Source organism: Arthrobacter sp. UYCo732, assembly GCF_040547265.1.
Classification (GTDB): Bacteria; Actinomycetota; Actinomycetes; order Actinomycetales; family Micrococcaceae; genus Arthrobacter.
In genome coordinates, this window is record NZ_JBEPPJ010000008.1 from 103,194 (window position 1) to 123,123 (window position 19,930).

Here is a 19,930-nt window from a genome sequence, read left to right on the forward strand (position 1 = left end):
TCGGCGGTGATCATTCGACGGGTACCCCGGTGGGTTCGGAATCGTAGTCTGCAGCGAGGGCCCGGGCGCGGTCCATGGCTGCGGTCATGGCGGCAGCGTCCGTAACCTGTCCCGATCCCGCTGCCAGGCCCGCCGCCAGCCCGGCAATAAAAGTTGTCAGCGGTGCCGCCGGGCGGACCACCGAGTGGGCGGCCACTCCAGCCAGCGACAGGATGGCGTTCACGTCAATCTGGACGTCTTCAAGTTCGTATGCCTGCAGCAGCGCCCGGCACCACTCTTCCAGCGTCTCGTCCTGACTCTTCACGCTCTGCCTCCCAAATCATCTGCGGCCGCGTTGCTCCGGGATCCACTGAGCGGATCCGGGCCGGCCACACCAAGTGCGGCGGCGTCGTCCCAGGTGTCCACGTCAGCTGTGGAGCCGGCCGGAACGGCGACAGGCTGTAGGTCAAGACTAGCAAGGAGCGCCCCGACCGAACCGTTGATTAAGCTTCCTTTAGCGGCAAGCTCGGCCACTGAACGTTGTAGCGCAGCCGTGCTATAAAAGCCCACCAACGGCTGTCGCCGGCCATCCTGCGAGACAGCCACCACTCCGTCCGCGGCCACTGCCGGTCCGCCGGCTTCCAAGGCCTTCCGGAGGGCGGCCACCGCGTGCCGAACATTGGGCATGTCACAGGCCAGCACCAAAGTCAACCGGGGACGGCATCCGCCGGTGGCGTCCCCTGCCGCGGCACCTCCTACGACAGAGAGATCCTGCACTGCCGCGAGCCCGGCCGCGATGGCGGCCGCCGGACCGCCGAACGGCGGCTCCTCACGGCAGCTGAGGATCCCGGCCGGCATGTTCCCGGGGCCAGGACCCACGACGGCGATGGCCCGGGCACCTCCGGCAGCGGCGACCGAACGGCGCAACAGCGTATCGCCGTCGTATGTCAGGCTTTGCTTGGGCACGCCGCCAAGGCGCGCGGAACGGCCACCGGCGAGAATGACGGCATCAAAACTTAGGGGGTCAGCGTCCACCCTCCCAGCCTAACGGCGGTGGCGCGGTCAGGCCGCCCGTTCAGGCAGCAGGAAGGGGTCCCAGGCCGGCGTCGGCTTCTCCAGCTCCTTGATCTGCCAGATGGTGCCATGCGGCGGCTCCGGCACAACCTTCAGCTTCCACCCCATTTCGGCAGGGGTGTGGTCGCCCTTGGTGTTGTTGCACCGAAGGCATGCGGCCACGAGGTTCTCCCACGAGTCGGCGCCACCCCGTGATTTGGGCTGCACATGGTCGATGGTGTGGGCACCTTTGCCGCAGTATGCACACCGGTGACCATCACGCCGCAGGACTCCGCGGCGGCTGACCGTAGTGCTCTGGTTGTATCGGGGGCGGATGTAGCGGTTCAGGAGAATCACGGACGGGCGGCCCAAGATTTCCTGCGGACCCACTACAGGGTCATCGCCTTCGGCAATAACGCTGGCCTTGCCCGTGAGCACAAGCACCAGCGCCCGGCGGAAGGTGACAACCGCCAGCGGTTCATATCCAGCATTCAGAACGAGAGTGCGCATGCACGTACCTCTTCGTGGCCGCACCCGTCAGGGGCACGAGGGCCGGCTGCCCCCGGCATATCCGGGCTATGGATCGACACCACAAGAGTAAACAGAAAATGCCGGTATCAACTAATTACCCGTTCCGTGGCGCTACGTGTCGGGCCCGCCGGGCGTCCAGTCCGGGGTGGAACGGCAGGAGCAAGCAAAGGGACCCCCGCCATCAGGCGGAGGTCCTTTGAAAGCTCAATCAACTACTAGGACACGCGGATGAAGACCGGTCCCGAACCAACGTTGGCGCTGAATACAACGGTCTGGTTGCCGTTGTAGCCGCCGTGCACAGCCTGGCCGTTGCCGGCGTAGACCGCGATGTGGGCCATGCCGGCTCCGCCGTCTGCGTAGTAGATCAGGTCGCCGGGCTGGGCTTCGGCTGCACTCACGGTGCGGCCCAGGGAGAGGTAGCCAGCGGGCCAGTCGTGGAAGTTGATGCCCACTGCGGCGAGCGAGTTGGTCACCAGCATGGTGCAGTCCTGGCTCACACCCAGCTGTGCGTAGGCTGCGGACAGGATGGCCTGGCCCTTGCCGCTGGCAGCCACCGGAGCGGCGTGCGCGGACGGAGTGGACGCCGCCACCTTGATAGTGGCTGCGGGCTTGGCAACCGGAGCGGCCGGAGCCTCAACAACGGGCTCCGCCACCTTAACGGGAGCCGGTGTGGTGGTCACAGCAGGCTTCTCGTAGGAGATGGCGATGGTGGAAGAGGCCGAAATGATGGCCGGCGCGGAGACCCCAACCTCAAGGTTGGCGGTGGAGACTGCTTCGCGCTGAACGTTGGTCTCTGCCGCGTTCGCCGCGATACCACTGGTCAGGACCAGGCCGGAGGCTGCAGCGATAACCGCGGCCTGGCGGCCCATGCCGCCGGCGTTGTCGCCGACAGCCTTGGCAATGACAGCCAGCGAGTTGGTCTTGGTGACCTCGGCGCGGTGGCGTGCAACAGTTGCACGTGTAGTCATTTAATTTCTCTCTTTCGTGTTCCTAAGGACCGCGTGGGCAGCCCAACGGCGTTGGACGCGCCGGCATCTTGGGGGTACGCCGGCACGCCCCGAACGGGGATGTGATGAAGAGTTCCAGTGAAGAAACGGTTGCAGCCCAGGGCTGCGGGGGTTACAGCGCCGGGGTGAAGAACGAGGACGTGCCGGTGGCTGCAGCCGCGTGCAGCAGGGTGCCCTGCGACGGGTTCAGCGCACTGATCATCATGCCGTTGCCGACGTAGATGCCAACGTGGGCTCCACCGTTCTGCATAACGAGGTCGCCGGGAGTAGGGGTTGCGGTAGGCCGCATGGCCGTCCAGGCATTCGTGCGGGGGATGCTAATGCCGGCCTGGGCGTAGACCCACTGGGTGAAGCCGGAGCAGTCCCAGCCATTGGGAGTGGTGCCACCCCAGAGGTAGGGGTGACCGATGCCGGTGTACGCAATTGCTGCCAGACCCGAAGCCGCGGCGGAGGAAACGGTGTCCGCGAGCTTGCTCTTGACAGCACCCGCAGCTTCCGTTGCCGTTGCTGCTGTTTCCGTAGCCGTGGACTGCGCCCGGACCCGCTCAATCCTCGGAGCTGCAGTGGTTTTGACCACGGGGCGCTCGAAGGAAACAGTGGCCGTGGGTGCGGCAGTTACGGCTAGTGCAGTCTGCGCGGAACCGGACTCGGTGGACGCGGACACACCAGCGGTGGTGTCCGCGGCGTTGGCCGGAAGCCCCAAGGTCAGGATGAGACCCGACGCAGCTGCGATGACAGCAGCCTGGCGACCTACGGTCCCGGCATTTGCACTAACGGCCTTGGACACGGAGCCCAAGGGGTTGGTGCGAACCGTTTGCGCGCGGTGACGCGCAGAATTATGACGTGAAGACACGAAGGTAGCCTCTCCCAATGCCTGCGAGGTGAGCTGTCGGATTCGGATGGGAGTTCACCCGGCCGCGCTGCTTCCTGGGAAGCTTTGCGACTTAACCCCAAGGCCTTCAAAATCGAAGACCAAAATTGGTTCCCCCGCCCCTGCCAGACGATGTAATGCGAACGGACCTTGAGCGGTGGCAGAGCTAGGCAATCCACTCAAGAACGTCAACTTCGGAAAAGTTGACGCGCTTTAGACGGTACAGGAGTTCAAGGACAATGTCACATTCAGGTCACGGCTTGTCACTGTGATCTGAGAGTTGACCATCATTTAATGCTCAGAGCCAGCCTGTGGGGTCAACAACTTCGCCGTTGACCTGTACCTCGAAGTGGAGGTGGCAGCCGGTGGAGGCGCCCGTGGTGCCACTGAGGGCAACAACCTCGCCGCGGGTCACTTTCTGTCCTACCTTGACGGTAGCGGAGGACAGGTGGTTGTACGTGGTTTCCAGGCCATTGCCATGGTCCACCACAACCCGGTTACCGCCGCCGTACTGGTGCCAGCCGACGAACGTCACGGTGCCGCTGGCAGCAGCCAACACGGAAGTGCCGCACTGGGCCACATAGTCCTGGCCGCGGTGGAAGTCACCGGAACCGCCGGTAATGGGGCTGATCCGGAATCCGAACGGAGAGGCGGTGATCAGCTGGGCAAGCGGTGCGCCCAGGCTGCCGGCGGAGGACGCGGGGGTAATGGATCCAGCCGATTGTGCGCTCAACAGCTGCTTCAGCTTGCCGTCGGGATCGCCCTGCGTAACAACGGCGGAGCGACTGAAATCGATCTTGGCGGCTGCTTCCGCGGAAACCTCGGGCTGCGGGAGCCCGGACACCGCAGCGACGGACTGGCCAGGCTGCTGATCTGCCATCGACGGGCCCGCTACCGGAACCGTCACGGTAAGGACCAGGCCAGTGGCCGCAAGCGCAATGCCGGCCTTCTGGCCGATGCCGCTGGCGGCGGCGAAATCGGTGATCTGCCGGAATGCCCCCCGGCGGTTACGGCGCGCTTCGCGCTGCGGATCGCGGGGCCTCTCCGCAGAGAAACCCTCGGCCGCCCGCGGCGCCGGAGCGGGGCCTGCCGCACGCCGGCGGCCCCTGGAGTATTGCGTGGTCAAGAATGTTCCTCTCTGGATAGCCTGCGAAGTTAGCTGTCGGATTCGGGTCAGAGAGTGCAAAGACCCGGTCCGCCGTAACAAGCACTTGGCGCAGAGATATCCGGTGAGGATCCTTCGCTGGAAGAGGCTTGCTGCTGACGGACTTCACCCCAAGGCGTCTTGCGACTGCCGGTTGTGGTTCCCCCGCCTCTGCCAGTTGGTGACTCGTGCACCTGATCCGCTGGCAGAGCTCGGCTCCGGATCAGGTAACGTTTTTGTATCGACGCTTGGGTTAACTATATGCGATCAAGATACCCAGTAACAATTCCGTTATCTTTTGCGGAATGGCCACTGATGCGCTACTGGACATCCCGAATCAAGCCTTTACCCGCTCTTTTCGCAGGCCAGCAACGGCGCCTCTCCCGGCGGTCAGCCTCGCCGCAACTTCACCCCGGCGGCAACCCGGCGCTGACTCAGGCTCCTCAGCGGATCGCAACGAAAACGTGGGCTGCCACTTCGGGAGGCAACTCGAGAGCACCCTCAATCCCGGGAACCCGGACGGAGATGTACTCCCCTACACGCTCCAGTAAGACCGAGGCGCCAGGCCGGATCCCACCTTCATCCAGCTGTACCAGCAACTCCGGCTCCACCTGGATAGGTTCAGCCAGCCGGCTGACCGTCACGTTCGACGTCGGGCCGTATGCGAGCATGGCCGCAACGAGATTAATAACACCGTCTTCAGGGACCGAGGGCTTTCCACCCAACGCGGCCAGCCCGGGGATGGGATTGCCGTAGGGCGATTCGGTGGGGTGGTCCAGCAGTTCGTAGATGCGCCGCTCAACCCGCTCGCTCATCACGTGCTCCCAGCGGCAGGCTTCCTCATGGACGTAGGCCCAGTCCAGGCCAATAACGTCAGCCAGGAGGCGTTCAGCGAGCCGGTGTTTGCGCATGACCTCCGTGGCGCGCTTGCGCCCGGTCCCGGTGAGTTCCAGGTGACGGTCCCCGGAGACCACTACCAGGCCGTCGCGCTCCATCCGGCCGATGGTTTGGGACACCGTGGGTCCGGAGTGCCGCAGCCGCTCGGCGATGCGGGCGCGAAGTGCAACGATGTTCTCTTCTTCAAGCTCCAAAATGGTTCGAAGATACATCTCCGTGGTATCGATCAGATCCGTCATCCAGCTCAGCTCCTCGAGCGCAGTACCTAGCGTTGTCCCACCGTATCGTGTCCCAGTCGAGGCGAGGTCCGGTGAAAAGCTTAGCCTATTTTGAGTTTGTCCGGATAATCGCCGGGCGGCCCCCGATCGTCTCGTTGACTGAACTATGACGCTGCCGGTTCCCGCCCGATCTACTGTTTCAGGCAGAATAAAAGCGGCCCTCGTTACAGTCGCTGCTGACTGCCGGCCACCCCACTGTCCCGGACGCCAACCCCGTCCCCGCCGAATTTGGAGCCCTTGTGAGCGAAACCAGCATCACTATTCCTGCCGATCTGCTGCCCAAGGACGGACGCTTCGGCGCGGGACCCTCCAAGGTCAGGCCGGAGCAGCTTGAGGCGCTCTCTGCAGCCTCACGGACCATCCTTGGCACCTCGCACCGCCAGGCGCCCGTCAAAGACCTCGTGGGTTCCGTCCGCGAGGGCCTCAGCCAGTTCTTCCGCGCTCCCGAGGGCTATGAGGTTGTCCTGGGCGTCGGCGGCTCCACTGCTTTCTGGGATGTGGCAGCCTTTGGCCTGGTGGAGAAGAAGGCCCAGCACCTGTCGTTCGGCGAGTTCGGTTCCAAGTTCGCCTCGGCCACCAACAAGGCCCCGTTCCTGGACGGGTCCTCCATTATCAAGTCCGAGCCCGGCACCCGCCCGGTGTCACAGGCCGAGGGTGGCGTTGACGTTTACGCTTGGCCACAGAACGAAACGTCCACCGGCGTGGCAGCTCCCGTCAAGCGCGTTGCAGGCGCCGACGCCGGCGCCCTGATGCTGGTGGACGCCACCTCCGCGGCTGGCGGCCTGGATGTGGATGTTGCCGAATCGGACGTCTACTACTTCGCCCCGCAGAAGAACTTCGCGTCCGACGGCGGCCTGTGGCTTGGGCTGTTCTCCCCCGCCGCGCTGGAACGCGCCGCGCGGATCAAGGCCAGCGACCGCTGGATCCCGGACTTCCTGGACCTGCAGACGGCCATCGATAACTCCAAGCTGAACCAGACCTACAACACGCCCTCCCTCTCGACGCTGGTGACGCTGGACGCGCAGGTGCAGTGGTTGAACGCCAACGGCGGACTGGACTTCGCCAGCACGCGGACAGCCGACTCTGCGGGCCGGATCTACGCCTGGGCCGAAGCGTCCGAATACGCCGCCCCGTTTGTAGCCAAGGCCGAGGACCGTTCCAACGTCATCGCCACCATCGACTTCGATGACTCCATCGATGCCGCGGCGATCGCCAAGGTGCTGCGCGCCAACGGCGTGGTGGACACCGAACCGTACCGCAAGCTGGGCCGCAACCAACTCCGGATCGCCACCTTTGTTGCCATTGAGCCCGATGACGTCTCCGCCCTGCTGGCGAGCATCGACTACGTGGTGGGCGAACTGCGCAAGTAACGTCCACGCGCCCCGCCTGCTGCAGTACTGCGGGGCGTCAGGATCCTACGGCGTCGCCCGGGTCTTCTTCCGGGGCGGCGCCGTTTGCGTTGTCCCCCAACTGGGACACGACACGGAAGTAGCGCAGGCCGCGGGCCCGCCGGTTGAAGGCCAGCCGAAGCCGCTGGGCGCGGATGATCCACACCATGCCAATCAGGGCGGCGGTGAGCCCGGAGGCGGCGGCTACGGCCAGTGACCATCGGGCCCCGGCGACGTTGGCCACCCACCCCACCAGCGGCGCCCCTATTGGTGTTCCGCCCATAAAGATGGCCATGTACAACGCCATGACGCGGCCCCGCATAACGGGATCGGTAGTGGTCTGGACGTAGCCGTTGGCGCTGGTCATCATGGTGATGGCGAACAGCCCCACCGGCACCAGCGCTACGCCGAACCAGAAGTAGTCCGGGGCCAGCGCCGCGAGGCCGGAGGTCACCCCAAAGGCGGCGGCGGCGCCGAAGATCATCCGCAGCCTGGGCTTGCCCCGGCCGGCGGACAAGAGTGCACCCGCCACTGACCCGATGGCCATGATCGAGTTCATCAGCCCGAAGGCGCTCGCATCCAACCCGAATTCCGTGCCCACCATGGCGGCGATGAACAGGACGAAGTTCAGCCCTAGGGTGCCCACGATAAAGACCGCCACCAGGACCACCACGATGTCCGGCCGGAACTGCACGTAGCGCAGGCCCTCGCGGATACGGCCCTTTCCGGGAGCCGCCCGGGGAAGCTGCCGTAAGGACGCCGTCGGGATCTTCCACAGGCTCAGGAGCATGGCCAGGAACGTGGCGGTATTGATCAGGAACACCCACCCGGGCCCCACCGCCACCGTCAGGATCCCGGCCACCGCGGGCCCGATCATGCGGGCCACGTTGAACGAGGCGCTGTTCAGGGCGACGGCGTTGGGAAGGTAGTCGTCCCGGACAAGCTCCGATACGAAGGTCTGGCGGACTGGCGCGTCGAGTGCGGACACCATGCCCAGCAAGAGCGCAAAGCCATAAACATGCCACAGCTGCCCGGCACCGAGGACCACCAGGACACCCAGCCCGGTGCTTAGGAGGGCCATCACGGACTGCGTCACGATCAGCAGCTGCCGGCGGCTGTACCGGTCCGCCACGAGGCCAGCTACAGGGGCCAGGAAAAGCTGGGGCCCCAGCTGGAGTGCCATGGTGATGCCCATGGCGCCGGCGTCGTGATCAGTGAGGTGGTCGAAGACCAGCCAGTCCTGGGCAGTACGCTGCATCCAGGTTCCGATGTTGGAGACCAGAGCGCCGATAAACCAGATCCGGTAGTTGAGGATGTGCAGGGATTTGAAGGTGGACATCATGGCCGGCCCTCGTGGTGATCAACCCTGCGTATTACCAACTTCCTAGTCAGCCTCGCGTGCTGGTTCGTCTTCCTGGGGAACGGGTTCCCCAGGCACTTCGTCCTGGTCTCCGGGCCCGGACGTGTCAGCCTCGGCAGTGGGAGGCTGTTCATCCTCCGCTTCCTGGGCGTCTTCGGGGCGGACGCGTTCGGCCCACGGCACCCAATCCGGCGACAGGATGGAGTCTTCCGACGGCAGGAGGCCCAGCTCGCTGACGGTAACCACTTTCGAACGGGAGTTCCGGGTCACTACTGCGTACCACTGCCAGCTCTGGTAGCCGGGCAGCCTGGATTCGAAAAGGTGGGTGACCAGGCGGTCGCCTTCGCTCTTGGCCGCGATATGTGCACCGATGTCCGCCGGCGCCGTGATGCCTTCGACGGCGGCGCGTGCCACGTCAACGGCCGCCGCGAGGAAGGCATCCGGCTTGCCGATCCGCCACACGGTCACGCCGGCGCGGCGCTTGGCCTCAGGCTCGGCCCCTGCCTGCCCTACTGCAGGTATCTGCTCGCCCGAGGGCGGCTGCTCCCCTGCCGCGGTGTCCTGCTGTTCAGCTTCCGGGTTCATGGACAAGGCCTAAACGTCCAGCTCGTCGGCAACCTTACGCAGGGCCGCCGCGATGGCCTTGCCCTTGTTGCCTTCCGGGTACTTGCCCGCGGACAGGGTGCCGGAGAGGTTGTCCAGCACACTGACCAGGTCCTGGACCAGCGGTGCCAGGTCCCGCGCGCTGGGCCGTTTGGCTTTGGCGATGGAAGGGGTCTTGTCCAGGACACGAAGGCCCAGCGCCTGGGCGCCTTTGCGGCCGTCGGCGACGCCGAACTCAACGCGGGTGCCGGCCTTCAGCTCCGTGACGCCCTCGGGCAGCGATGATTTGGGCAGGAAGACTTCCTGCCCGTCTTCGCCCGCGAGGAATCCGAAGCCCTTTTCCTTGTCATACCATTTGACCTTGCCGGTAGGCACGTAATCAACCTTCTTCGTTCTGACGTCTTGAGACACGGCCGGCAGTCACCGCATCCGCACTGATATGCGGGTTCAGGGTATGACAGCGACGGACCGTGTTGGTCTGTTCCTTCAAGGTTATCCTGCCGGGGCAGGATTACTGCTTTCGTTGGCCCTTCTTCATGCCTGTCACCGCGGTCCGCCGCCAACCCCCCAGACCGGCATCACACGTCCCGCGGCAGCCTGCCTGTAGCGTTACGTGCATGACACGCTCGCGATACCGGCGCCCCCTGATGATCTGTGCAGCGGTTGTTGCCATCCTTTCCCTCTCAGCGGTGGGAGCAGTGATGGCACTGGCCTTCGCCGGCACCGCTGCCCCGGTCTGGGTCACGTCCACCGCCTTGTACGGCCTGCCAGCCGCCTTCCTGCTGATGCTCTTCCTAGTCCTGGACAGCGTTGCCGGGCGGCGCCGGGCGGGAAAGTCCGGCGGCCTGTAACGTTGGACTGATGTCCCTGATCCGCGCCCTCAGCAAAGAACTGGCAGCCCGCAGCGATGACTCGTTGCGGGGCCTCTTTGCGGCCCGGCCGGATCTGATGTCCCCCCCGGTGCCGGACTTTCCCGCACTGGCGGCAAGGGCCAGCGCCCGCGTAAGCGTCCAGCGCGCCCTCGAGCGCCTCAACAGGCCGCAAATGCAGGTGCTGGAGACGCTCTATCTGTGCACCAACCCGGACACTGAACACAGCGCCTCGGCCGCGGGAATCCGGAAACTCATAGCCGGGTCCTCGGTGGCCGCCGTGGAACGTATCCTGGCCTCGCTCCAGGAACTGGCCCTCGTGCACCGGGCTGAGCCGCCGCATGGCACGGTGGTGCCGGGTCACCGGCAGCGCTTTTACCTGCCGGTGGGATGCCTCAAGGACGTTGTCGGCATCTATCCTGCCGGCCTGGGGCGCAGCTACACCGAACTGGTCCGGCTTCAGCCCGCGTTCGGCCAGCGCGCGGTCCAGCTGGTTGCCGAGCTGCACCGCAGCGGCGTCGCCATCCAGGCAGCCACCACACCCATGGAAGCAGCGCTGGCGCTGCAGCACTGGACCTCCTCGCCGGAGGCCCTCGCACAGGCATTGGCCGGAGCCCCGGAACGGACGACGGCGCTGCTCGCCAAATTCCGCAACTGGGCCATGGGTGCCGTCCCCCAGGCGCAACGGAAAGCGTCCGTTTCGAACCAGGGCGCCGACGTCGGGCCCGTTGACTGGCTGCTTGCCCGGGGACTCCTGGTGCCCCTGGACGCCGCGCACGTTGAACTTCCGCACAGTGTGGGGCTGTCCCTGCGGGGCGGTGCCATCATCAACGATTTCACTCTCTCCCCTCCCATTCCCCAGCTGGGCAGCACCACCGCTGCGCTGCGCCGGAACGCAGCGCTGGGCGCCATCGCCGAAACCCTTCGGCTGGTGGGCGAACTCCTGCACGCTGTCAGGGAACAGCCACTGGCCACGCTGCGCAGCGGCGGCGTCGGGGTCCGCGAAATGAAGCGCCTGGCCGAAGCCCTGCGCCTCGACCAGCACCGGGCCGGCCTGCTGCTGGAGCTCAGCGCGCTCTCCGGCCTGCTGCGCCTGGATGTGGATTCGTCCTCGTGGGTGCAGCCACCGCAGCTGGAGTGGCTGGTCCTTACACGCCAGGAACAATGGCTGTGGCTGGTCAACGCCTGGCTCGCGAGCGAGCGGGTGCCCTCGCTGGTGGGCCAGCCCGTGACCGGACCCATCGGCGCGTCCGCCGCACACCGGGCCCTGGCCGGGACCACCGTCAACGCCCTGTCTGCCGAGGCGCAGCGGCCCGACGCCCCGGTGGTCAGGAAGCGGATCCTGGAAATATTGAACGAACTCACCCACGAGGCGGGTGCAGCGGACGGCACCGCCCCGGTCCTGGACGCGGCAGCGGTGCTGCAGCGGGCCGAATGGGCGCAACCCCGGATGGCGCGCCGCTTCAGCTCCCTGATCAAGGGCGTGCTGGCCGAAGCGGAACTGCTAGGCCTGATCGGCTCCGGCGCGCTGAGCCAGCTGGGGGGCGCCATCGCGGATGACAAGCCCGAAGGAGCCCTCGGTATCCTGGGCGAGCACCTGCCCGCCGCACTGAACCACGTCCTCCTCCAGGCGGACCTCACGGCGGTTGCCCCCGGATACCTGGCGCCGGAGCTAAGCGAAAAACTCCTGCTGATGGCCGACGCCGAGGGCCAGGGCCCCGCCACCATCTACCGGTTCTCGACGAACTCCATCAGGCGCGCGCTGGACGCCGGCCACGACGCGTCCAGCCTCCTGGGTTTCCTGCGTGAACATTCAGCCACGGCCGTTCCCCAGCCCTTGGAGTACCTTGTGGAAGACACGGCGTCCCGGCACGGCCGGCTCCGCGTGGGAACGGCGGCCAGCTTCATTCAGAGCGACGACGAGGCCGCGGTGCTGGAGCTGGCTGCCGAAACGAGGGCGGCCAGCCTGGGACTGGCCCGCATTGCCCCCACCGTCCTGATCTCCACCGCTCCGCCGCGCGAAACTGCCCAGATCCTGCGCGGCCTGGGCCTCTCCCCGTCGGTGGAGGAATCCCACCCTTCTGTGGTCCGGCTCCGACGTACCACCAGCGCCCCGGGCAGCGCCCGGCCGGTCTACACCGCGCCGCGGACCGCGCCCGCCGAGGACGACGTCGACACCCAGCTGGCCGTCCTGCGGAACGGCCGGACGGCCACCAACGGTACGCATCCGGGTTCCGGCACTGGCTCCGGCGATGCGTCGACCCAGCTCGGCCTGGAGACCCTGGAGCGGGCCATCCGGCTCAAGCAGTTGGTGAGCATGAATGTGGTGGATAGCCAAGGGAATTCCAGCCTGGAGACAGTTGTTCCCCTTTCAGTAGGCGGCGGCCGTGTGAGGGTATTCGATCCTGCCAAGGAAACCGAGCGTGTACTCTCCGTCCACCGCATTATCGATGTCGAAGCCGCAGAGGAACTGCACCAGTGAAGGATTTCCCCGCGTGAACGACGGACCGCTGATTGTCCAAAGCGACAAGACCATTTTGCTCGAAGTGGACCATGAACTGGCTACCGAGGCCCGCCATGCGATTGCCCCGTTCGCCGAGCTGGAACGCGCCCCCGAGCACATGCACAGCTACCGGCTGACGCCCCTGGGCCTGTGGAACGCACGCGCCGCCGGACTGGACGCCGAAAAAGTCCTGGACACCCTGCTCAAGTACTCCCGGTTCCCGGTGCCGCATTCACTGCTTATTGACGTCGAAGAGACCATGTCCCGGTACGGCCGGCTGCGGCTCGAGAAGGACCCCCAGCACGGTCTGGTGATGCGCACCGATGATTATCCGGTGCTGGAGGAAGTAATCCGCGCCAAGAAGATCCAGCCCTTGCTGGGCCCGCGGATCGACGGCGAAACCATCGTGGTCCACTCCTCCCAGCGCGGCCAGCTCAAACAGCTGCTCCTGAAAATCGGCTGGCCCGCCGAGGACCTGGCCGGTTACGTGGACGGCACACCCCACCTGATTGCCCTGAACGAGGACGGCTGGAAGCTGCGTCCCTACCAGCAGATCGCCACGGAAAACTTCTGGGCCGGCGGCAGCGGCGTGGTGGTGCTGCCCTGTGGCGCGGGAAAGACCCTGGTGGGTGCCGCAGCCATGGCCACCAGCTCCACCACAACGCTCATCCTGGTGACCAACACGGTGGCCGCCCGGCAGTGGAAGGACGAACTGCTCAAGCGCACGTCCCTCACGGAGGATGAAATCGGCGAGTACTCGGGCGCGGTCAAGGAGGTCCGACCGGTGACCATCGCCACCTACCAGGTGCTCACCACCAAACGCGGTGGCCTCTACCCGCACCTGGAGCTCGTGGACGGCCATGACTGGGGCCTAATAATCTACGACGAAGTGCACCTGCTGCCGGCTCCGATCTTCCGCATGACCGCCGATCTCCAGGCTCGCCGCCGGCTGGGCCTGACAGCGACCCTGGTCCGGGAGGACGGCCGTGAAGGCGAAGTCTTCAGCCTGATCGGGCCCAAACGGTATGACGCGCCCTGGAAGGACATCGAGTCCCAGGGCTACATCGCACCCGCGGACTGCGTGGAGGTCCGCGTTGACCTGCCCCGGGACGAGCGCGTGGCCTACGCGATGGCCGAGGACGCGGACAAGTACCGGCTGTGTTCGACGTCGGAGTCCAAGACCCTGGTCGTAGAACAGCTCGTGGCCAGGCACCAGGGCGAGCAACTGCTGGTGATCGGGCAGTACATCGACCAGCTGGACGAAATTGGCGAGCGCCTCAAGGCCCCGGTCATCAAGGGCGATACCTCGGTCAAGGAACGGCAGAAACTCTTCGACGCCTTCCGCGCCGGTGACGTGCATACCCTGGTGGTCTCCAAGGTGGCCAACTTCTCGATTGACTTGCCGGAAGCCTCGGTGGCCATCCAGGTGTCGGGATCGTTCGGGTCCCGCCAGGAGGAAGCGCAGCGGCTGGGCCGGCTGCTCCGCCCGAAGAAGGACGGCCGGGCCGCGCGCTTTTACTCGCTGGTGGCCAGGGACACCCTGGACCAGGATTTTGCGGCCAAAAGGCAGCGTTTCCTGGCCGAACAGGGGTACGCCTACCGGATTATGGATGCCAAGGACTTGAACCAGCCCGGGTAGGACTAAGGGCTCAGGTAATGCCTCGGGAACCGTCACGTTCGGTAGTGCCGGTGCGCGGATCAAACTGGGGCCGCTGGTAGGCCAGTTCCCCACCGCTGCGGCCGCCGAACGGCCTGCCGTGATCGGCAAACTCTTCCCGGAAGAACGCCACGCACCACTGGCCCAGCTTGATTCTGGCGCCGGTGCGAAGCACGGAGGGACCGGACCGGTTTACGCTGCCGCTCACTGCACCATGCGGTACCAGGACGTATTCGTCATTCTCGTCGTGCTGGATCTGTGCGTGCACCGGATCCAGGCCGGAGAGCTGCAGATCCGACCCCGAAGCAGCGCCAATGCTGAAGGTCTCCTGGTCCAAAGTCACTTCCCGGGGGATCTGGCCGGTCCACTGGGCGGCGTCCTGCACGAAAATCAGCCTGGGCCGGCCACTGCCACGGGTGTGATGCGTGGTGGTGACACGGCGCGTGATCTTACGCTTGACCGTGGGAATCAGGGGCAGCGGGGTCTCGGGAGGAAACAGCGGGAACGCCCGGGACTGGCGTTTGCCTCGCCTCCCTAAGGGGACCAGGGCGCCGAGCTTTCCCAATTTGATGTTCGGCGACCGGGTGACCAGCCGCTGCGACGCCGGGCTGTGGACCGCGCCGAGGCTGACGATGCTTCCGTCCGGGCCGTTGACGGTGATGCTGAGTCCCTCGCCGGAAAGCATCTTGGCGAGAGGACGGATCTCTTTCAGCGAGGGCATCGATCCCGCGCTGAAACCATCCAGGCCGTCCAAGGTTATGGTGACCGCCGTTCCCGCCGCCCGGGCGCTGCCGCGGGTGACGGCTCCGGATTCGTCCGTATAGGAGAAATCCAGATCCATGTCCAACTGGTATCCGGTCACGGCGGTTACGAGCGGTTCTGGTCGGATCCTGCGGCGTCCCTGTCACTGGTGGTGACCCGAAGGCTACCGTTGAGCTTCCACGTGGCACGGGGAGCGTCGGGGCCGATGTCCCGCGGGACCTCTACGGTCATGTCGACGAACTGGTAATTGATGGCTGCGCCCTTGCCGGTGAGATAGGACCACATCTCCTCTGCCAGGTCTGCCCAGTCGCGGATGCTGCGGTCGGTCGTGGCGGTATTCTCGGACGCGTTGAACTCAGTCATCTTGGTAACTCCCCTTAGGTTGCAGTGCAGTAGTTTGATACTGATTAGTGCGGCAGAATCCGCCTCCGACGGGCCCAATAGCCCCACTGTATTCCCGGCTCACACGCAGGGGAACCCAAAGAGCAAAAAACGTTTCGGAGCCAAAATTGGTTCCCGACGCCGTCTACAGTGCTTCCTGCCCCTTGCCGCCTGTCCACTGGCCAGTCGAGCCAGCGCCTGCGCGTGCGGATTGGCCGGCTGCGGCGCAAACTGGAGGAATGAGCCCGAACATCCGACCAGTCATTCCGCTCCCCGGCCAGGAATCGGTGTGGGACTACCAGCGGCCGCCCCGCGTTGAACACAGCGTCGAAAAGATCCGGATCTTCTGGGGCGGTGAGCTGATCCTGGAAACGGCGGACTCGGTCCGCGTATTGGAAACCAGCCACCCCCCGGTTTACTACCTGCCCCGCTCAGCGTTCAGGCCAGGTGTGCTCGAGCCGGCCTCGGGGAGCAGCTTCTGCGAATTCAAGGGCACGGCGAAGTACCTGACCGTCCGCGCCGGCGGAGCAGTGGCCGAAGAAGCCGCCTGGTTCTACCCGGAGCCAACGGCAGGGTTTGAAATCCTGGCTGACCGAGTGGCCGTCTACCCCGGCCGAATGGACTGCTGCGAGGTCGACGGTCAGAGGGTGCGACCGCAGGCAGGGGGCTTTTACGGCGGCTGGATCACCGACCGTGTGGTGGGGCCGTTCAAGGGTGGACCGGGAACCCTCGGCTGGTGATGCCGAGTTCTGCCCTCTCCCGGAAAGCACAGTAAACATCCAGAAAACTCCCAGTTTCTGGGAGCATGATGGGAGCATGAAGAAGACCGGTCCAGAAGCCAAGCTGCTCGTTGTCGATGACGAACCCAACATCCGCGAGCTGCTCTCCACGTCCCTCCGCTTCGCCGGATTCGAGGTGGTTTCAGCCGCAAACGGGCGGGACGCCCTGGCAGCGGCCGAGCTCCACGCACCGGACCTGGCCGTGCTCGATGTCATGCTGCCGGACATGGACGGCTTTACCGTCACGCGCAAGCTCCGCGCTTCCGGTAAGCACTTCCCCGTGCTGTTCCTGACCGCGAAGGACGACACCGAGGACAAGGTCACCGGGCTCACCGTGGGCGGCGACGACTACGTCACCAAACCTTTCAGCCTCGACGAGGTGGTGGCCCGCATCCGGGCCGTTCTCCGCCGCACCCAGCCCCTGCTCGATGACGACGCCGTCATCCGGGTTGATGACCTGGAACTCGACGACGACGCCCACGAGGTGCGCCGCGGCGGCACAGTCATTGAGCTCTCTCCCACTGAGTTCAAGCTTTTGCGGTACCTCATGCTGAACCCGAACCGGGTGCTGTCCAAGTCCCAGATCCTGGACCACGTCTGGGAGTACAACTTCAACGGGGACGCTTCGATTGTGGAGTCCTACATTTCCTACCTGCGCCGCAAAGTGGACATCGATCCGGACGCACCAGCCCTGATCCAGACCAAGCGCGGAGTGGGCTACGTGCTCCGGACGGCAGAGAAGCGCTGACCTTGCTGCAGCGGTGGAAGTCGGCCTCCCTGAGGTCCCAGCTGGTCGCCATCATCATGGCGCTGCTGATTGTTGCCCTGACCGCCACGGGCGCGGGCACCTTGACGCTGCTGCACAGCTACCTCGTGGGGCAGGTGGATGACAAGCTGTACGCCGCCGTCGACGTCGCCAGCAAGCAGCGTTCATTCACGCCGCTGCAGACCGCCACCAACCCAATGGTCCCCACCGACTATTCCCTCATACTCTTCACACCCGGCGAGCAAGCCGAGCCGTTCGGCGGCGATCCCCAGAACGGCCCCGACATCAGCAGCATTTCCGTCGAGGAAGCCCAGCAACGCGGCACCCAGCCCTACCAGGTCCGGGGCACTGAAGGCCAGAACTGGCGTGTGGTGGCAGTGACCGTCCTCAACGGCGGGCGCCTTGCCGTGGTGGTCATCGGCTTGCCCCTGCAAAGTGTGGACGACGTCCTGCAGCACGTCACCCTGGTGATCTGCGGCGTCGGCCTACTGACGCTCCTGCTTGCTTCCCTGATCGCCAGCTGGACGGTCTCCCGGTCCTTCCGGCCCTTGTCCAGGGTGGAGAAAACCGCCGCTGCTATCGCTGCCGGTGACCTGTCCCGGCGCGTCGAGATCGAAAATTCTTACACCGAGGTGGGACGGCTTGGAAACTCGCTGAATGCCATGCTCGCCCACATCGAGTCGGCTTTCGCCGGAAGGACCGCTTCGGAAGCCAGAATGCGCAGGTTCGCCGCCGACGCATCCCACGAGCTGCGCACACCGCTCGTGACCATCAGGGGCTTTTCCGAGCTATACCGGCACGGTGCTCTGGCCACCGACCATGACGTGGCCACTGCCATGGGCCGGATCGAGAGCGAGGCCAAGCGGATGGGCTCCATGGTGGAGGATCTTCTGCTGCTGGCGCGCCTGGACGAGCAGCGTCCCCTGCAGAAAAGACCTGTTGACCTGCAGCTGGTCGCCCATGACGCTGTTGTGGACACGCAGGCAAGCGACCGCACGCGTCCCATCTCGCTGATCGGGCTCGACGGCGGCCCCGCGGTTCCGGCGCCCGTACTCGGGGACGAGGCAAAGCTCCGCCAGGTGGTGGGGAACCTGGTGGGCAATGCGATGCGCTACACCCCCGAGGGCAGCCCGATCGAGCTCGCCGTGGGCGTGCGGCCTTCCGACGCCGGGCAACCCCTCGCCGTGGTTGAGGTCCGGGACCACGGCCCGGGCATCTCCGCAGAGGACGCGGCAAAGGTTTTTGAGCGCTTCTACCGGGCCGATACTTCGCGGACCCGCGAAACCGGCGGCAGCGGGCTGGGGCTCGCGATTGTGGCCGCCATCCTGGGGTCGCACGGAGGTTCGGTCCGGGTGGAAACGACCGACGGCGGCGGTGCCACCTTGGCGGTCAGCCTGCCTGTCCGGGTCGAAGCCCCAGAGGACGGCGAGCGGGCCGGCGAAGGCGCTGCCCGTCCCCAGTTACGCGGCCCCGCCGGCGACGGCCAGGACCACGGCAGTGTGGTCCGCACTTAATTAAGTGAACCCGGGCGCCGGTGTGGTTGGCGGCCACCACCCGTTATCCACATACAGCCGGAGACCGTGGCGGGCCCACCCTACGCGTCCGTAGGCTCGGTGCAGTGGCCCGGAGCAGCCGGGCGGGCAGCGGACGCTGTCCCACTACATCGAGAGGCATCAGCCATGAGCATCATTTCCGTCGATACCGACCTGCTCCAGCTCAAGTCAGCGAACGTCAAAGCAACAGTGGACCGGATCAGCGCCGACGTCCAGGCCATGAAACGGGGTTTGGACGAACTGCAGGCAACGTGGAGTGGCTCCGCGGCCAACAATTTCCAGTCCCTCGTCACGGAGTGGACCCTGACCCAGGGCAAGGTGGAGGCGTCACTGGCGTCCATCAACTTGGCTTTGGCATCTGCGGCGAACACTTACGCCCAGGCCGAGCAGGGCAATATGCAGCGCTTCAGCTGAGGCGGTCAGGCTTCGGGTGTCCCCTGATGGAACCGGAGCCGCCACCTGCCGCTGTCGAGGACCCACAGTGAGCTGCGGAGGACCGTGCCCGAGCGCGAGAAGCTTCGGTACGTCAGCAGGACCGCGCTGGTGCCGATACGGTCGGCGCCCAAGATTTCCAGCTCCGTGTGGAGTCCCGGGTCTTCCTCCAGTGCCATCATCATGGCATCCCGGGTCCAGACCCTGCCCGAGCTGCCGATTTCCATAAAGTCGGGGTGGAGGAGGACGCCGGTGCGGCCGATATCGCTCCTGGCGTCCGGCCCGGCCAGTTCTCGTTCGAGGGCCTCGACGATCGCCTCGGGGCTGGGTTCGGTTCCGGTGTCCTCCGCTGCGGTGAACACGCCGGTCTCCAGTTCACTGAAGAGGTCCGGCTCTTCGTATGGCGTCTGTCCGAAAGGGTTCTGCTGGGCAGTGTTCTTTTGGGCAGTGCTCTCTTGGCGAGTGTTCTGTTGGGCAATGCTCTGTTGGAGAGTGCTCTGCCGGGCACGGCCCTGTGCCGACGGGCCCTGTCCCCCAGTGCCTGCGGAAGCACCGGCGGGAGTGGGAGCGGCCGCGGTGCGGACAGCAGTACTGGCAGCGGGAGCAGAGGCTTGAGCCGCCGCGTGGCTGACTTCAACGGGGGCACCGGCGAAGCCGGGGCCGGAACGGGCTGCCACGCCCTGCTGGTAGGCGGTGGCTGCGGCACGGGCGCGCACGTCCGCTGCCTCGTTGAGGTCGTGGCCGGCGTGGCCCTTGACCCATTGCAAGATGTATTTGCGGCCCGCGAGTTCCCGGTCCAGTTCCTTGAGCAGCTCCACGTTCAGGACGGGCTTGCCGTCGGCTTTGCGCCAGCCCTTCCGTTTCCAGCCCGGCATCCACTTGGTGATGGAGTTGATGACGTACTGGCTGTCGCAGAGGACCCGCAGGTCTTCATCCGGCACGTGGGCGGTGGCGCGGAACAGGTCAAGGACGGCCATCAACTCACCCTGGTTGTTGGTGCCGTGCGGCCATCCCCCTGCGCGCCAACAGTCGTCGTTGACATACCATGCCCAGCCGGCCGGGCCCGGGTTTCCTAAAGCCGAACCGTCGGCTGCTGCTGTAATCGTCACGGTTCCAT

The 19,930-nt window shown here is 65.6% G+C and carries 21 protein-coding genes and 2 riboswitches; of the genes, 8 read left to right on the forward strand and 13 right to left on the reverse strand.

Translation table 11 applies throughout. The features are described 5' to 3' along the window. Positions 1-10 precede the first annotated feature (10 nt). The 7 genes from ABIB45_RS12635 to ABIB45_RS12665 form a co-directional block, all read right to left on the reverse strand. Positions 11-304 (reverse strand): DUF6457 domain-containing protein, encoded by a 294-nt coding sequence (locus ABIB45_RS12635; RefSeq protein ID WP_354216197.1) that lies wholly within the window; start codon positions 302-304, stop codon positions 11-13. Then, positions 301-1,014: a molybdenum cofactor guanylyltransferase gene (mobA, locus tag ABIB45_RS12640; RefSeq protein WP_354216198.1), complete on the reverse strand. Its 714-nt coding sequence runs from the start codon at positions 1,012-1,014 to the stop codon at positions 301-303. The genes ABIB45_RS12635 and mobA overlap by 4 nt, the downstream gene beginning before the upstream one ends. Positions 1,015-1,041: 27 nt before the next feature. Further along, a complete protein-coding gene (locus ABIB45_RS12645; protein ID WP_354216199.1) occupies positions 1,042-1,542 on the reverse strand; it encodes an HNH endonuclease in 501 nt (166 codons plus the stop codon). Positions 1,543-1,778: 236 nt separating this feature from the next. Continuing rightward, positions 1,779-2,531, reverse strand: a complete 753-nt coding sequence (locus tag ABIB45_RS12650) for an NlpC/P60 family protein (RefSeq protein WP_354216200.1) — start codon at positions 2,529-2,531, stop codon at positions 1,779-1,781. 151 nt (positions 2,532-2,682) lie between these two features. Continuing rightward, the gene (locus ABIB45_RS12655; RefSeq protein ID WP_354216247.1) at positions 2,683-3,357 is read right to left on the reverse strand and encodes a C40 family peptidase; all 675 of its coding nucleotides are present in this window, start codon (positions 3,355-3,357) and stop codon (positions 2,683-2,685) included. Positions 3,358-3,427: 70 nt separating this feature from the next. Continuing rightward, positions 3,428-3,600, reverse strand: a riboswitch (cyclic di-AMP (ydaO/yuaA leader). A 139-nt stretch (positions 3,601-3,739) separates the two neighbouring features. Continuing rightward, positions 3,740-4,567 (reverse strand): M23 family metallopeptidase, encoded by an 828-nt coding sequence (locus tag ABIB45_RS12660; RefSeq protein WP_354216201.1) that lies wholly within the window; start codon positions 4,565-4,567, stop codon positions 3,740-3,742. 3 nt (positions 4,568-4,570) lie between these two features. Then, a riboswitch (cyclic di-AMP (ydaO/yuaA leader) is annotated at positions 4,571-4,788 on the reverse strand. Between the two features lie 240 nt (positions 4,789-5,028). Next, a complete protein-coding gene (locus ABIB45_RS12665; RefSeq protein WP_354216202.1) occupies positions 5,029-5,721 on the reverse strand; it encodes an iron-dependent transcriptional repressor DtxR in 693 nt (230 codons plus the stop codon). A 278-nt stretch (positions 5,722-5,999) separates the two neighbouring features. On the opposite strand from ABIB45_RS12665, the gene serC reads away from it, so the two are divergent. Continuing rightward, positions 6,000-7,130 carry a phosphoserine transaminase gene (gene serC / locus ABIB45_RS12670; protein WP_354216203.1) on the forward strand — a complete coding sequence of 377 codons (1,131 nt, stop codon included), beginning with the start codon at positions 6,000-6,002 and terminating at the stop codon, positions 7,128-7,130. A 37-nt stretch (positions 7,131-7,167) separates the two neighbouring features. Here serC and ABIB45_RS12675 read toward each other — a convergent pair whose 3' ends face one another. The 3 genes from ABIB45_RS12675 to ABIB45_RS12685 are packed head-to-tail and all read right to left on the reverse strand — an operon-like array spanning position 7,168 to position 9,486. Next, positions 7,168-8,487, reverse strand: a complete 1,320-nt coding sequence (locus ABIB45_RS12675; RefSeq protein WP_354216248.1) for an MFS transporter — start codon at positions 8,485-8,487, stop codon at positions 7,168-7,170. Positions 8,488-8,532: 45 nt separating this feature from the next. Beyond that, positions 8,533-9,093, reverse strand: coding sequence for a DUF3027 domain-containing protein (locus ABIB45_RS12680; RefSeq protein ID WP_354216204.1), 561 nt, complete (start codon positions 9,091-9,093; stop codon positions 8,533-8,535). A gap of 9 nt (positions 9,094-9,102) precedes the next feature. Next, a complete protein-coding gene (locus ABIB45_RS12685) occupies positions 9,103-9,486 on the reverse strand; it encodes a cold-shock protein (RefSeq protein WP_066286899.1) in 384 nt (127 codons plus the stop codon). 242 nt (positions 9,487-9,728) lie between these two features. Between ABIB45_RS12685 and ABIB45_RS12690 the strand changes: the two genes are divergently transcribed. The 3 genes from ABIB45_RS12690 to ABIB45_RS12700 are packed head-to-tail and all read left to right on the forward strand — an operon-like array spanning position 9,729 to position 14,122. Then, positions 9,729-9,962, forward strand: coding sequence for a hypothetical protein (locus tag ABIB45_RS12690; protein WP_354216205.1), 234 nt, complete (start codon positions 9,729-9,731; stop codon positions 9,960-9,962). Positions 9,963-9,972: 10 nt separating this feature from the next. Beyond that, a complete protein-coding gene (locus ABIB45_RS12695; protein WP_354216206.1) occupies positions 9,973-12,462 on the forward strand; it encodes a helicase-associated domain-containing protein in 2,490 nt (829 codons plus the stop codon). 13 nt (positions 12,463-12,475) lie between these two features. Next, positions 12,476-14,122, forward strand: a complete 1,647-nt coding sequence (locus ABIB45_RS12700; RefSeq protein WP_354216207.1) for a DNA repair helicase XPB — start codon at positions 12,476-12,478, stop codon at positions 14,120-14,122. A gap of 10 nt (positions 14,123-14,132) precedes the next feature. Here the strand turns inward: ABIB45_RS12700 and ABIB45_RS12705 are convergent, their stop codons facing one another. Continuing rightward, positions 14,133-14,981 carry an FHA domain-containing protein gene (locus tag ABIB45_RS12705; RefSeq protein WP_354216208.1) on the reverse strand — a complete coding sequence of 283 codons (849 nt, stop codon included), beginning with the start codon at positions 14,979-14,981 and terminating at the stop codon, positions 14,133-14,135. A gap of 26 nt (positions 14,982-15,007) precedes the next feature. Then, positions 15,008-15,265 carry a hypothetical protein gene (locus tag ABIB45_RS12710; RefSeq protein WP_354216209.1) on the reverse strand — a complete coding sequence of 86 codons (258 nt, stop codon included), beginning with the start codon at positions 15,263-15,265 and terminating at the stop codon, positions 15,008-15,010. A 257-nt stretch (positions 15,266-15,522) separates the two neighbouring features. Between ABIB45_RS12710 and ABIB45_RS12715 the strand changes: the two genes are divergently transcribed. The 4 genes from ABIB45_RS12715 to ABIB45_RS12730 all read left to right on the forward strand — a co-directional run bounded on the left by ABIB45_RS12715 (position 15,523) and on the right by ABIB45_RS12730 (position 18,795). After that, a complete protein-coding gene (locus ABIB45_RS12715) occupies positions 15,523-16,023 on the forward strand; it encodes a DUF427 domain-containing protein (protein ID WP_354216210.1) in 501 nt (166 codons plus the stop codon). Between the two features lie 76 nt (positions 16,024-16,099). After that, entirely contained in the window at positions 16,100-16,810 is a 711-nt protein-coding gene (locus tag ABIB45_RS12720; protein ID WP_058929981.1) for a response regulator transcription factor, read from the forward strand. Positions 16,811-16,812: 2 nt separating this feature from the next. Continuing rightward, positions 16,813-18,342, forward strand: a complete 1,530-nt coding sequence (locus ABIB45_RS12725; protein ID WP_354216211.1) for a sensor histidine kinase — start codon at positions 16,813-16,815, stop codon at positions 18,340-18,342. A gap of 165 nt (positions 18,343-18,507) precedes the next feature. Further along, entirely contained in the window at positions 18,508-18,795 is a 288-nt protein-coding gene (locus tag ABIB45_RS12730) for a WXG100 family type VII secretion target (RefSeq protein WP_354216212.1), read from the forward strand. Positions 18,796-18,800: 5 nt separating this feature from the next. On the opposite strand, the gene ABIB45_RS12735 is transcribed toward ABIB45_RS12730, so the two are convergent. After that, positions 18,801-19,922 carry an RNase H family protein gene (locus tag ABIB45_RS12735; protein WP_354216213.1) on the reverse strand — a complete coding sequence of 374 codons (1,122 nt, stop codon included), beginning with the start codon at positions 19,920-19,922 and terminating at the stop codon, positions 18,801-18,803. Between the last annotated feature and the right edge of the window lie 8 nt (positions 19,923-19,930).